This window comes from Nocardia veterana NBRC 100344 (genome assembly GCF_000308855.1).
GTDB lineage: Bacteria > Actinomycetota > Actinomycetes > Mycobacteriales > Mycobacteriaceae > Nocardia > Nocardia veterana.
Map to the genome: position 1 here is coordinate 17,055 of NZ_BAGM01000205.1, position 13,020 is coordinate 30,074.

15 protein-coding genes are annotated in these 13,020 nt (G+C 64.0%); 8 read left to right on the plus strand and 7 right to left on the minus strand.

All coding sequences use genetic code 11. The features are described from left to right. Positions 1–16: 16 nt before the first annotated feature. A complete protein-coding gene (locus ON37_RS28595) occupies positions 17–448 on the minus strand; it encodes a limonene-1,2-epoxide hydrolase family protein (RefSeq protein ID WP_040723916.1) in 432 nt (143 codons plus the stop codon). A gap of 139 nt (positions 449–587) precedes the next feature. Between ON37_RS28595 and ON37_RS28600 the strand changes: the two genes are divergently transcribed. After that, positions 588–1,910, plus strand: a complete 1,323-nt coding sequence (locus tag ON37_RS28600) for an FAD-dependent oxidoreductase (RefSeq protein WP_051032241.1) — start codon at positions 588–590, stop codon at positions 1,908–1,910. Between the two features lie 78 nt (positions 1,911–1,988). Here the strand turns inward: ON37_RS28600 and ON37_RS28605 are convergent, their stop codons facing one another. Further along, positions 1,989–2,429, minus strand: a complete 441-nt coding sequence (locus tag ON37_RS28605; RefSeq protein ID WP_040723918.1) for a limonene-1,2-epoxide hydrolase family protein — start codon at positions 2,427–2,429, stop codon at positions 1,989–1,991. A 272-nt stretch (positions 2,430–2,701) separates the two neighbouring features. On the opposite strand from ON37_RS28605, the gene ON37_RS34525 reads away from it, so the two are divergent. After that, the gene (locus tag ON37_RS34525; RefSeq protein WP_281004702.1) at positions 2,702–4,357 is read left to right on the plus strand and encodes a PEP-utilizing enzyme; all 1,656 of its coding nucleotides are present in this window, start codon (positions 2,702–2,704) and stop codon (positions 4,355–4,357) included. Between the two features lie 79 nt (positions 4,358–4,436). Here the strand turns inward: ON37_RS34525 and ON37_RS28615 are convergent, their stop codons facing one another. The 3 genes from ON37_RS28615 to ON37_RS28625 are packed head-to-tail and all read right to left on the minus strand — an operon-like array spanning position 4,437 to position 6,979. Further along, a complete protein-coding gene (locus tag ON37_RS28615; protein WP_040723921.1) occupies positions 4,437–5,627 on the minus strand; it encodes a thiolase family protein in 1,191 nt (396 codons plus the stop codon). Positions 5,628–5,677: 50 nt separating this feature from the next. Then, positions 5,678–6,529, minus strand: a complete 852-nt coding sequence (locus ON37_RS28620) for an acyl-CoA thioesterase (protein ID WP_040723922.1) — start codon at positions 6,527–6,529, stop codon at positions 5,678–5,680. Between the two features lie 30 nt (positions 6,530–6,559). Next, positions 6,560–6,979 (minus strand): nuclear transport factor 2 family protein, encoded by a 420-nt coding sequence (locus ON37_RS28625; protein WP_083893360.1) that lies wholly within the window; start codon positions 6,977–6,979, stop codon positions 6,560–6,562. A gap of 210 nt (positions 6,980–7,189) precedes the next feature. On the opposite strand from ON37_RS28625, the gene ON37_RS28630 reads away from it, so the two are divergent. Beyond that, positions 7,190–8,326 carry a Gfo/Idh/MocA family protein gene (locus ON37_RS28630; RefSeq protein ID WP_040723924.1) on the plus strand — a complete coding sequence of 379 codons (1,137 nt, stop codon included), beginning with the start codon at positions 7,190–7,192 and terminating at the stop codon, positions 8,324–8,326. Between the two features lie 138 nt (positions 8,327–8,464). After that, the gene (locus ON37_RS28635; protein ID WP_040723925.1) at positions 8,465–8,728 is read left to right on the plus strand and encodes a hypothetical protein; all 264 of its coding nucleotides are present in this window, start codon (positions 8,465–8,467) and stop codon (positions 8,726–8,728) included. Positions 8,729–8,811: 83 nt separating this feature from the next. On the opposite strand, the gene ON37_RS34790 is transcribed toward ON37_RS28635, so the two are convergent. Next, positions 8,812–9,297: a universal stress protein gene (locus ON37_RS34790; RefSeq protein WP_373282095.1), complete on the minus strand. Its 486-nt coding sequence runs from the start codon at positions 9,295–9,297 to the stop codon at positions 8,812–8,814. A gap of 247 nt (positions 9,298–9,544) precedes the next feature. On the opposite strand from ON37_RS34790, the gene ON37_RS28645 reads away from it, so the two are divergent. From ON37_RS28645 to ON37_RS28655, 3 genes are read left to right on the plus strand one after another with little or no spacing between them, the layout of a single operon-like run. Then, on the plus strand, positions 9,545–10,078 hold the full coding sequence (locus tag ON37_RS28645; protein ID WP_051032243.1) for a nuclear transport factor 2 family protein: 534 nt from the start codon (positions 9,545–9,547) through the stop codon (positions 10,076–10,078). Then, positions 10,047–11,126 (plus strand): LLM class flavin-dependent oxidoreductase, encoded by a 1,080-nt coding sequence (locus ON37_RS28650; protein WP_083893362.1) that lies wholly within the window; start codon positions 10,047–10,049, stop codon positions 11,124–11,126. The genes ON37_RS28645 and ON37_RS28650 overlap by 32 nt, the downstream gene beginning before the upstream one ends. Positions 11,127–11,150: 24 nt before the next feature. After that, entirely contained in the window at positions 11,151–11,621 is a 471-nt protein-coding gene (locus tag ON37_RS28655; protein WP_040723928.1) for a VOC family protein, read from the plus strand. A 128-nt stretch (positions 11,622–11,749) separates the two neighbouring features. Here the strand turns inward: ON37_RS28655 and ON37_RS31340 are convergent, their stop codons facing one another. Further along, positions 11,750–12,157 (minus strand): VOC family protein, encoded by a 408-nt coding sequence (locus tag ON37_RS31340; protein ID WP_051032244.1) that lies wholly within the window; start codon positions 12,155–12,157, stop codon positions 11,750–11,752. Positions 12,158–12,248: 91 nt separating this feature from the next. Between ON37_RS31340 and ON37_RS28665 the strand changes: the two genes are divergently transcribed. Beyond that, the gene (locus tag ON37_RS28665; RefSeq protein ID WP_040723929.1) at positions 12,249–13,013 is read left to right on the plus strand and encodes an SDR family NAD(P)-dependent oxidoreductase; all 765 of its coding nucleotides are present in this window, start codon (positions 12,249–12,251) and stop codon (positions 13,011–13,013) included. Positions 13,014–13,020 lie beyond the last annotated feature (7 nt).

The window sequence follows — 13,020 nt, forward strand, 5'->3', positions numbered from 1 at the left end:
CGTTGCGCTCGAGCGGTCAGTGCTGGTGCCGGGGAAAGCGCTGCTTGATGGGGGAGTCGGCGTTGTAGTCGGCGTAGCGCGCGATCTTGCCGTCCTCCACGAGGAAGGTGCCCATGATCGGGATCTCGATGAGGACACTGCCGTCGGCACCGTGGACCCGGTCCACGCGTTCGGTGAGTACGACGTTGCCGCGCGAGGCGAGACTCAGCAGCTCGGCAGTGCAGTACTCCATCTCCAGCGTGTCGTGCAGAGTGGTCAGGAACTGCATGGCGGCCGCTTTCCCCTTGGTGGCCGGTGATCCGGTGTTCTCCCAGGAGACATCGTCGGTCATCCACCGGTCGTAGCACTCCCGCATATGCGGCCACCGCCCAGGCCCCCAGTCGTCGAGGAAGCCGACGACGGCCTTCTCGGCATCGGTGAGAGGTTCCGCGCCCGGGTGGATGTTCATCGTGTGTGTCTCTCCCTCGACTATGTTGCTTGTCACATAAATACTCGCATGACAAACTATATAGCGTCAATGTATTCCTGAGTCGTCGGATGTAGGAGGCCCCGTGGGTCCGAGTTCGGTAATAGTGGCGGGTGGGGGGATGTCCGGCCTGCTCATGGCTGCTGCGGCCAGCCCCCATGTGGGCCGGGTTGTGATCGTCGAGAAGGATGTGCTGGCCGAGGAGCCGGGTCCCCGCCGGGGAGTGCCGCAGGGGCGGCAGGTGCACGCCTTGCTCGGTGCGGGACAAGACGCCATGGCCGAGCTGCTTCCCGGCATAGTCGAAGACTTCGAGGCCGCCGGCGCGCGGATGGTCGATTCGCCGGCTGACCTGGCCGTCTTCGGCCGTCACGGCTGGGCGGGCAGAGTGCGCAGTGGTGCACGCACCGTGATGATGCGCCGGCCGCAGCTCGAACACGTCGTGCGTTCCCGTGTGCTGGCCCTGCCCAATGTGGGCGTGGTGACGTCCTCGGTGACCGGCTTGACCGCTACCGGCGATCGCTCGCGAGTGACGGGCGTGCGGTTGCTGGACGGAAACGTCATGAAGGGCGATCTCGTCGTCGACGCGACCGGGCGGGTGTCGAAGTCGCCGGAATGGCTTCGAGACCTCGGGTATCCGGAGCCGCAGGAAAAGGAACTGCGCTCGCATATCGGATATGCCACGGCGGAGGTCCGGTTGCCGGACGATGTGTTCACCGACGGTGTCGTGGGTGTGCTGGCACATCCGAATCCGGACAACTGTCGTGGTGCCGCGGTGGTTCCGGCGGACAATGGGGTCTACCTCGTAGCCGGTCTGGGAATGATGAACCAGGACCCGCCCAAGGACCTGGACGGCTTTCTCGCGCACCTCGATTCGGCTCCCAGCCCGATCGTCGGACAGATCGCCCGCAAGGCGGAGTTCCTCGGACCTGTTGTGCCGTACCGGATTCGAGGAAGCCGGCGGCGCATGTGGGAAGAACTCGAGCGGATGCCCGAGGGGTATCTCGTGGTCGGTGACGCGGTGATGGCGTTCAATCCGCTGTATGGACAGGGGATGTCGGTGGCGGCGTGTGAGGCGCTGTGCTTTGCCCAGGTCCTGGCGGAGAATCCCGACACCGCGGGGCTGGGCCGGCGCACGCAGGCTGCGATGAAGAGTGTTATCGACACGGTGTTCGCGATGGCGGTCTCGACTGACGGTGCCTATCCTGATGCGGAGCTGATCGGTGTCCAGCGTCCTACCGCCGAGGCCATGCGGGCGGGCGCGTTGGTATCGCAGGCGGCGACCGAGGACCCGGAGGTCGCACTGGCTGCCAAACGCTACGCGCACAACTTCGATGAGAACGCGCTGCGTAGCCCGGGTGTCGCGGCAAAGCTGTCTGCCTGGCGGGAACAGGGCCGCGCGGTCGTCAACGATGATCCTGAAGTGATTCCGGGGATCATCGGCTGAACTCCGGTCGTTCACAACTGCGCGATGTGCGACCGGACGGATGGGGGCGACCCGCCCGCGCCCGTCCGGTCGTCCGGATCAGCTGCCGGCCGGGACGTGGCCCATCTCCTGCGCCAGAGACTGGAGTTGGGTAGCGGTGCCCAGGCTGTCCAGGTAATCGGTATAGCGGTGAATCTTGCCGTCGCGGACCTCCAGCACTCCGGCGACTCGGAAGTCCATGATCTTGGAGTTGTCCGCCTTCCTCATGGTGTCGACCCGCTCGGTGAAGACGAGATCCCCGGCCGAGGCGATGTTGATCACGTTGATGTTGCAGTAGGCCATTCCGGTTTGCTCGGCCAGGGTATCGAGGTAGCGAAGGGAATCCTCGAGATTGGGGTGATGGTCGAATCCGACGCTTTCCCATTCGACGTCGTCGGCCAGATAGGTCCGGTACGTCTTCTTGAAGGTCTCCAGGTCGGGCCCCATCGCGGCGAAGAAGTCCAGAACCAGCTGTTCCTTTTCGTTGTTCGCGGTCGGCATCGCAACTCCTTAGTCTTGTTGTCAATAGTCTCGTTATAGACTATTGTCACGTAATGTACATCACACGGCGCCGACCGTGGGAGGTATCACATATTCGATTGCCGGCAGGTTTCCGGCGTACTGGCCTATCGGCCGGGCTCTGCGCAGCACCAGGTGCGAGAAGCCGAGGAAGAGAAGGAGAATCGGCAATGGTCGACATCACGCGCCCGTGGGTAGTGGATAACGAACTGAGTTCCCGATGGCCGGTCTACACCCGAGGCAACGTAGGCGAGGTGTCTTCCACCGCTGCGACGCCGTTGTTCTGGAGCATGGTGGGCGGTCCACCCGCAGAGCGAGAGTGGAAACAGGCGCTGGTCGAATTCGGCGCCTTCGACCTGGACGAATTCCGGCCCGATGTCATCGATATCCAGGGTCTCGTGCACGGTTACGTCTACTTGAATCTGTCGAATATGCGCACCTTCGGCGCGCGCATGCCGGGCGCCACGCCCGATCTGATGGACCGAACCTACTTGGGGGACAAGGAAGCTCCGCCCTACGAGCCGCATCCAGACGACGACAAGCCGGAATACACCGAACGCATCCTGGCTACCGTGCAGCGTGTGCTGAGTGAGACGGCGCGTCCCGACGTCGAGGAACACCGCAAGGCCGCAGAGAAGTTGCGGTCACAGCGGCCGGACTTGTCGACTCTCACCGATGCGGAGTTGGTAGCGCGAGAGCGTGAGGTCATGTCGGTGGATTACCCGCCGCTCCTTCGCACTCATCTGCGCATGGTCTACGAAGGTTCGGTCGTCACCGGCGCCCTGGACGACGCGCTGGCCTCGTTGGGTGATCCCACTCTCACCGTTCGATTGATGAGCGGCCTCGGCAATATCGCGTCCGCGGCGCCCAACGAGGCGATGTGGCAACTGGGCCGGCAGGTGGCCGGCTCCTACGTGCTCACCGCTGAATTCGACAAGGGAGTGGCAGGCCTCGAGCAGCGCCTGCGCGCGTCGTCGGATCCCGCGGCCGTGTCGTTCGTCGAAGGATTCGACGACCTGCTCTATCGCTTCGGTTCGCGGTCGACGCAGGAGTGGGAAGCGAATGCGAAGACGTGGGAGTCTTTCCCGGCGATTCCACTGGGCATGATCGACCGCATGCGCCTGCAGCCGGAGAGCAAGAATCCCGCCGAGCAAGGTAAGCGACTGCGAGCCGAGCGTGAGGCGCTGCTCGACGAGGTACGTCAGCGTTTGGCCGGGAAGCCGGACGAGCTGGCCGGACTCGAGAACGTCCTGCGGTCGGTGACCGTGTATTCGATTGCGCGCGAGCAGAGCAAGACCAACACGATCCGCGTCCTCCACGAGGCGCGGTTGTGCCTGGTCGAACTCGGTCGGCGCTACGCTGACCGTGGAATTTTCGATCGCGCGGACGACATCGTGATGCTGCGTGAGGATGAACTCGACGCCCTGGTGAACGATCCGCAGGCGTTCAAGCGGACCATCGAGGAGCGGTGGGAGTGGTGGAAGCTGCTCTCGGAGTTGGAGCCCCCGGTGCTCATCGAGAAGGGCAAGGTGCCACCAGTCACCGAATGGGGCAAAAGGGTGAATCCCACTGCCGAGACAGCGGAATCGGGTGACGTTCTCACCGGGCTGTCGGCCTGTGCGGGCGTGGCTACGGGCCGGGCGAGGATCATCGAAGATCCCGAAGACGGTGTAGATCTGGAGCCGGGCGAGATTCTGGTTGCGCCGTGGACGGATCCCGGGTGGACCCCGCTGTTCACCTCCGCTGAGGCGGTGGTCGTCAATGTGGGCTCGTCGATGAGTCATGCGGCGATCGTCAGCCGCGAGCTGGGGATTCCGTGTGTGCTCGGAGTCAAGGACGCGACCAAACGGATCACCGACGGAATGATTCTCACTGTCGACGGCGCCGCAGGCACCGTCACCATCCACTGATCCGATCCACCGCGGTGGCCGGCCCTCCGACGTCGATGACATCGGAGGGCCGGCGCTGCGAGCGAGGGTGGGGGCAGTATCAGTGCACCCGGCGAAGTAACGCGGCCAGCGCTTGACCTCCGCCGATGCACATGGTGATGATCCCGAGTTCCCCGTCCTCCCGAGCCAAAGCCTTGGCCACCCGCAGGGTGAGAATGCCGCCGGTGGCCCCGACGGGGTGACCCAACGCGATGGCCCCGCCGTAAGGATTGGTCTTCGCCGGATCGAGCTTCGCGTCGCGGATGACGGCTACCGCTTGTGATGCGAAAGCTTCGTTCAGTTCGATGATGTCGATATCTCCCGGCGTCAGGCCCGTCTGCTCGAACAACTTCGCTAGCGCGGGCACAGGCGCATAGCCCATTAGTTCCGGCTCGATTGCCGCGGTGGCCACGGATTCGATGACGGCCAATCCGCGCAGGCCGCGCTCGGCGGCCACGGCTTCGCGGGCGAGTACGACGACACCGGCCCCGTCGTTGATTCCGGAGGCGTTGCCGGCGGTGACGGTGCCTCCGTCTTCGAAGGCGGGGCGCAGCGCCGCCAACGTATCCACGGTGGTTTGGGGTTTGGGGTGTTCATCCGTCGACACCGTGACCGTCGTGCCTTTCGGGCCCGCAACGTCGACGGCGCAGATCTCCTCGGCGAATGCGGCGGCAGCCGCGGTGGTGGCGGCCCGTCGCTGGGATTCGGCGGCGAATTCGTCCTGCATGCTTCGATCGATTCCGTACTTGCGTGCGACGTTCTCCGCGGTGACACCCATGTGCACCCGGCTGAAAGGATCGGTCAGCATCGCGACCGTGCCGTCGGTGAGGGTGCGATCGCCGAGCTTGTATCCGCTGCGTGCGCCGAAGTCGTAGAACGGCATGCGGGACATGTTCTCGTCGCCACCCGCTAGTGCGAAATCTACTCCGCCCCAGCGCATCTGCATCGCTGCCGACCAGATCGCCTGCAGTCCTGATCCGCACAGCCGGTTGACGGTGTACGCGGGCACCGTGACCGGAACGCCGGCTGCCAGAGCTACTCGCCGGGCGTTGTAGGCGTCAGGGCCGACCTGCCCGATGCAACCCATCACTACTTCATCCAGATCGGTGCCGGAGACGCGGGCGCGGGCGAGAGCTGCCTGCGCTGCCGTGGCACCCAGTTCGTGCGCCGGGACGCCGGCGAAGGCGCCCCCGAACCGGCCGATCGGGGTCCGGGCGCCGTCGAGTATAAGAATCCGTTCGGGGTCGTTCATGACGATGGGAATCCAATCTCTCTGTGCTGTCATACTTTTCGAATGCCGCGTCAGCGGCCTAGAACACCTTCTTGAACCACCGTCGCCGCGAGTTCACCGTTGCGGTTGTAGATGCGGCCACGGGCGAGGCCTCGGCCCCGTTGGATGCTCGGAGCGTGCTTGTCGTAGAGCAGCCAGTCCGAAAAATTGGCGTAGTGGTGAAACCAGATCGTGTGATCCAGGGACGCGATGAAACCGGGTCCTCGGGTGGTTCGCCTGGCGGCGAGCATGACGGGATCGAGCAGCGTCATATCGCTCAAATAGGTGAGCATGCAGCGATTGGCGATCGGATCGTCCGGTACCGGCTCTTCTGCCCGAAGCCAGAGTCTGCTCCTAGGAGGCGGTGCGACCGGTTGGTCGACAGCAATTCGCGGTGGCGGGTTCACGTAGCGGATATCGAAGGGGCGGCGGCGGATCCACCATCCGTCATGCTCCTCGGCGTATGGGGCGAGCTGTCTCTCGATACGCGTGAGAGTGTCGGGATCGGGAGCGTCCGGAAGGGAGTGGAGATCGTCGACCCCCGGATCGAAAACACCGAAACCTGTGATCGCCTCGAAGATTGTCTTCTCGTTCTGCGTCGCAGTCACGCGGCAGGTCGACACGGTCGAGTCGCGCCTGAGCCGTTCGACCGAATAGTCGACCGCGACGTCGGGAATCCCTTGGCGCACAAAGTAACAATGGAATCCGAGCGGTACCTGCCCGCCCTCGGACAGGCATTTGGAGGCCGCCATCAGAGCCTGTGCCGCGATATGTCCGCCGAACAGCCGCTCCCGCTCTTCGGCAGGCTCCGGCCCACGGTAGCGGTCGGGCCCGCATGGCTGGAGGTCGAGAAGTTCGAGGATCTGTCCGACTGTGGTGACCATGTGCGTTCCTTACCTTCGGCCCGGGCCTGGCTACCACCACTGCGCCGAAGAGCCGGCCTCGGCTGCTTCGGCACGTGTCGGCAGGCGCTTCAGGTAGCTGAGATCGATCCGGTCGCGGCGCGAGCGCGCGAAGCCTGGGGGCTGGTCGGCCTCCGGCAACATCGGCTGGCGTATCCGCCACTCTCTGACGACGATGCGATGCGAGATTCGCCAGCCAGGCCCGGGCCGGTTTTCGAACCGATCGATGTACCGGCAGCCGATCACCCATTCCACATAGGCATCCGGAGCGCCTCCCAAGGAGTCGCCGTGGTCGTCGATGGCATCGTCGTGGTAGACGGATCGGAGCAGTTCGGCATCACGACGGTCGATGCCCCGGCAGTAGGCCGCGAGTGCTCGGTCGATATCGCGCTCGGCCATGAGCAGGTCGCCGGCAGCGCTGTCGTCGAACATGGTCTTCTCCAGTTGGGGGACATAGTTACGGCCCCGCCATGTCGATGCGGGCGCTGGGACCGTGGGCGACCGCTGGGCGATCTCTCTGAGTATAAATAGTCAATTAGTAGAGTATATTGCATGGTGCCGGTCGGGAAACCCCGGCTCGGCTGAGCGGCAAGCACCGCAGCGCCGCAGGTACCGCGGCGCCGCGTAGAGAAGGGACGTGTTGTGCGAACTTCGACATTAGGCGGCGGGCGGATCGGAGTCGGAATTGTTGGGCTCAGTGCCTCCGGCGGCTGGGCAGCCGCTGCTCACGTGCCCGCCGTTACGAGCCTGGGCGGATTCGAGCTGCGTGGGCTGGTTGCGAGCACTTCGGCATCCGCTGCGGCTGCCGGTGAGAAGTTCGGTGTACCAAAAGCTTTCGACAGCGTTGACGATCTCGTCGCGCAGCCCGAAGTCGATCTCGTGGTCGTTACCGTCAAGGTTCCGGAACATCGGCAGTTGGTGCGCTCGGCGATCGCGGCAGGTAAAGCCGTGCTGTGTGAGTGGCCATTGGGCAACGGGTTGGCCGAAACCATCGAGCTCGCCGATGCTGCGCGAGCCGCAGGGACGCCGGCTTTCGTGGGCCTGCAGGCGCGGTCGGCTCCGACTGTCCGGTACCTTCGCGACTTGGTTGCCGACGGCTATATCGGCGACATTCTTTCCACCTCAGTGATCGGCTCCGGGGGAGCGTGGGGCGCGACGGTATCCGAGCGTGAGGAATACACCCTGGATGACTCGAATGGGGCAACCATGCTGACCATCCCGTTCGGACACACGGCCGATGCTGTGGCCATGGTGCTCGGGGAGTTCGATGATGTCACCGCGACCACGGCGACGCGGCGGCGTCAGGTCATTAACTCGGCTACCGGCGAGTCGGTCCCGATGACAGCCGAGGATCAGATTGCTGTCACCGGTGTGCTGGAGACCGGGGCAGTCGCGTCGATCCATTTCCGCGGCGGAATGTGTGCGGCCACGAACTTGCTGTGGGAGATCAATGGAACGCGTGGTGACCTACGTTTGACGGGCAATTCCGGTCATCTACAGCTCGCCGAGGTCGAGCTGTTCGGCAGCCGGGACGGCGCGGTGATGGCGCCGCTCCCTGTCCCCGATCGGTATCGGCGTATTCCCCATGCACTGCTCGAGTCGGCGCCCCGAGCGTACAACGTCGCGGAAGCCTACCTCGAAATCGAACAACACCTATCCGGCCGTGCAGCAGATGCGCCGACCTTCGACCATGCGGTGACCCGGTACCGGCAGCTCGAGCGAGTGCGGGTATCGAGCACGTCGACCCAGCAGCTGGAAACAGATGATCGGTCGATGTGACGATGTTGCTATCAACGGTAAGCGGCACTATTGCTGTTCTCTTTAGCTGGACAACGCTGACCCCCGAGAACCACGGGGAGCATCAGCGCATCCGGGGATGCGAGCGGACGCGGTCGGGGATACCCGGGCCTCAGCGCGATGCGACTCGATCACGAGGCGGCCGTTTCGATGCTGACACCGACCGAAGGGATGCGGACCCAGATGCACGATGAGGACGTGCACCTGCGAATCCGGCTGGGTGGGATGACTTTCGACTACCGGGCGACTGTCGAGGCTGCGTACAACTTCATTCATGACTGTCGCCGGCGGCGCGAGTGTGTCATCGAATTGATTCTTCGAAGTGGAGAGAACGGCCTGCCGAAGGACCGCCTGCCGAACGAAAGTCTGTTCGTTGGTCTGTGAACCCACAGCGGGGACCCCGTAGGCCCAATGGCCGACTGCTAGCCGGGGTGGGCCGAGCTGGCGCCCGAACTTGCCGCAACAGCTTAGGGCACCACGGTCACCGGCCACCGGGCGGTCTTGACCAGCGTGCAGGAGACGGAGCTCGAGAACCGGCCCCATCGACGTCGAGACGTGCCGAGGACGACGACATCCGCCTGGTATCGATCGGCAGCGTGGATCAGCCCCGTCGACGGATCTCCGCGTGAAACCACGAACTGCCATCGTGGAACGCCTCGTCCGGCTGTGTGCCGCAGACTCTCGGTGATGTGGCTCAGAATGCTGTGCGAGTGGTCGGGACTTACGTCGACAGACCCGTACGGGCCGGTGACCGCGACGACCGGACGGATGTAGATCATTATCAGAAGTGCGTCTTCGCGGCGTGCGAGGCCCGCGGCGTAGGCTGCCGCACGCCAGGAAGACACCGAGTCGTCGACTCCGACCAGAACCACCTTCGAGCCGTCGGACTTGATCCGCGTACCGGGATCAGTGGCGTGAGCCCTCGGGCGCGCCGGTCTCCGCCAGGGAATCACATCCAGTCACAAACCTCTCGCGTCGCCGTCTCGATGCGATTCGGAACTGTGCAGTCGTGGCGGGGATTCGTCAGCTACCGCCTCAGCACAGTTGCCGCCAGTAATCGATCCATAAATAGTGCATTCGTAGAGTACCATCGGTGCGACGGTCGAGGCCACGCATGTCGGCCGGATCTGCTGTGCCTCGCCAGGAGCTCCGCCGCCCAACAGTGGCTTGGCCGGTGTCGGTACCGAGGAGAACGACCCGATGACAGACGTGACGAGCGCAGGAGACGAGTGCCCGGCCCAGCCGGGCGTCTCTCTCGCAGATGTGCAGCAGCTCAAGGACATTGAGGAGATCAAGCAGCTCAAGGCGCGCTACTTCCGTTTCCTCGACCTGCATTGGTGGCCTGAACTGCGCGACCTGTTCACCGATGACGCCGTATTCGAGATCGGCGAGTCCACGTCGTCGCCGAAAACGCCGGAGGAGTTCGTGGCTTCTGTCGGACGACATTTGAACGAAGCGACGAGCGTGCACCACGGGCACATGCCGGAGATACGAATTGTCGGTACCGAGACGGCGCATGGCATTTGGGCGATGTTCGACGCTGTCGAACCTTCAGCTCGCAGTGGCTATCCGGTGCTGACGGGCTATGGGCACTACACCGAGAGCTACCGCAAGGTCGATGGCCGATGGCGCATCGCCCGATTGCGCTTGACCAGGCTGAAGAGGTCGGTCGACAGCATTGTGGTCGAGGGCGCCACTGTCGATGGTCGTCGGCCGTTCATCGAGCCCTGGTGAGTGGGTGGCGGTTGCCGCCGCTCTTGTTCAGCGATCGAACTGGAGAAGATGCATGAGAATAGGGCTTCGCTACGATATGCGGGCGCCGGATCTGGGGCCGGAGTCTCCCACTCCGGCAGCTCTTTACGACGCGGCGGTGGAGCAGTGCAAGTGGGCCGACGCGCGTGGGTTCGGGGCGGTGTACCTCGCCGAGCATCATGGAGCAGAGGACAACTACTGTCCGGCGCCGATAGTGCTCGCCTCTGCGATCGCCGGTGCGACGCGACACATCGCCGTTCATTTCTCCGCCCTGTGCATCACCATGCATCACCCGGTCCGACTCGCCGAGGACCTCGCCGTACTCGATTTGATCGCCGGACCCGGTCGGGTGCTGATTACCGCAGGTATGGGGTACCGCCCGGTCGAGTTCGACATGTTCGGCGTGGATTTCCCCAATCGCGCGAAGGTCTTCGAGCGCAATCTCGAGGTACTGCAGAAGGCTTGGGCGGGAGAGGATTTCGAGTTCGAGGGAAAAACGGTCCGCGTGACGCCGGCACCCGCGACACCGGGTGGGCCGACGATCTACATCGGCGGCAACGCAAAGCCTTCGGCACGCCGTGCGGCACGACTGGGTTTCGGCTACCGCCCCGCTTCGAAGGAGCTCTACGAGTACTACGAGCAGCAGTGCGCGGAGCTGGGACGTCCTGCGCGCGAGCATTTTCCCGAACATGGACCGGCTTTCGTGCACATCACCGAAGACCCCGAGAAGTCACTGCGGCAGATAGCCCCGCACTTGATCCACGCCAGCAATATGTACGCCGCGTGGGCGACCGAGCGCGGCAACGCGACGGTGAACGGCTACTGGCAAGAGAAGGGGGGCATCGAGTCGATCAAGGCCGATCCGACGATGTGGATCCTCACGCCGGACGAAGCGGTCGCGCGGCTGCGAGCGCTGCCACCGGACTACGAGCTTCGGGTGCACCCGCTGCTCGGCGGACTGCCACCGGAACTGTCCTGGGCGAGCCTGGAGTTGCTCGCCGACAAAGTGCTGCCGCGGTTGGCGGCCTAGCCTCGATGCAGAACGGAGCGGCACATGCTGTTGATGCCCTACCACGCCGGAATCCTGGTCCCCGACATCGCGACTGCGATGCACGACCTGACTCGCAGGTTCGGCTATACGTTCAACGCGCCGATCACAATCGCCATACCCGAGGTCGAGGATCGCGTAGCCGACAAGACCGGCGCGGTGGAGTTGGTCGCGGCCTACTCCTGTGAGGGGCCCTTCCGACTGGAGGTGATCGCCGGCCAGGGCAACGGTGTGTACTCCGAGCGATTGGCCGGACTGCATCACTTGGGCGTCTGGGAAAGCGACCCTGTCGAGCGGCTACGTCGGCTGGAGGCCGACGGTGATCAGATCGACGCCGTCATTCGCAGGGCCGATGGCGGCATTTCTGCGATCTACGCCCGCGCGGGACATCTCGCCGGCGCTCGTATCGAATATGTGAACGACGACCGCCGGGAACAGCTCGAAACATGGTTCGCGACAGGGGCTATGCCGACATAATTGGCTGTACGGCCTGAATAAATGAGCGAAGCCGGCCTCGGTGCAAGTGCTCGAGAATTTCTCGCGCCGAGGCCGGCAAACTCGCCCTATCGAACGTGCATGGACATCGCGGGGCTTCACGGGGCCTTTCAGCCAGCGGGACGGTTCACGAACTCGACGAGGTTGCCGTCGGGATCGGTGACGATCGCGATGCTGACGCCTGGACGCACCTCCGTTGGACCCTCGACAACCTTCTGACCCGCGGCTTCGACCGCGGTCAGAAGCTCGTCGAGATTTGACACCGACACGGTCCAGTACCGCAGACCGGTCGATTCGCCGAGTGCACCGACAACCGCCCGCCCCGCCGGCTCCTCGACGTACTGCACGATCTTGAGGACGCAATCGCCCACCTGAAAGCGCTTGACGAGGAATCCGTCCATCGGGACGTCGGACAGCGCGGGAAACCCGATGACGTTGCCGTAGAAGTCGACCAGGGCATCGGAATCGGTTGTGACGATGCCGATGTCGATCGTGGGCTTCACCAACTGTGCAGGCATTGTGGCTCCTTCAGGGTTGCGCTACGTGAGGTCTATGTCACTATAGTCGTGTAATGAATTGTTTTATATCAGAGTATTAGGGTGGTCGAGAGTGGATCTTGGGTTGGACGGCCGACGGGCATTGATCACCGGAGCCAGTAGGGGTATCGGGCGCGTGGTCGCGGAGGTCCTAGCCGATGAGGGATGCGCGTTGGCGTTGTGTGCTCGCAACCGGGACTCGCTCGAAGCGGCCCGCGCCGAACTCGCGAGCAAAGGGGTAAGCGTGTTTGCCGACGCGGTGGATGTCACCGACAACGACGCGGTGCGACGCTTCGTTGCCGAGAGTTCGGACGCCCTGGGCGGTCTCGACATCGTTGTTTCCAATGCCTCGCCCGGAAGTCTGAAGGGTGACGACTCGTGGGTTGACAGCGCACGCGGAGATTTGCAGGCGTTTGCGATTCTCGCCGACGCGGCCAAACCCTGTCTGGCCGCATCCGGCCAAGGGGCAATCGTCGCGATCAGTTCGACGAGTGCGCTCGATGTCGAGATGCCGTCAGGGCCAACCTCTTTCGGGGCGATAAAGGCTGCGGTGCTGCACCACGCGTCCGCGCTCGCCCGGGCCTATGCTCCCGCCCGAATCCGCGTGAACACCGTCTCTCCAGGTCCGATCGAGGTCGATGGTGGCGCCTGGGGAAACGTGCGTCAGGGGCGTCCCGATGTGTACGAGCTCGTGAAGTCCAAGCTTCCACTCGGGCGCTACGGGGAGCCGATGGATGTGGCGAACGCCGTGGCGTTTCTTGCCAGCGCCCGGGCATCTTTCATCACCGGGGCCAACCTGGTCGTCGATGGCGGCATGCTCAGCCGCGTCCAGCACTGAAGGTGAG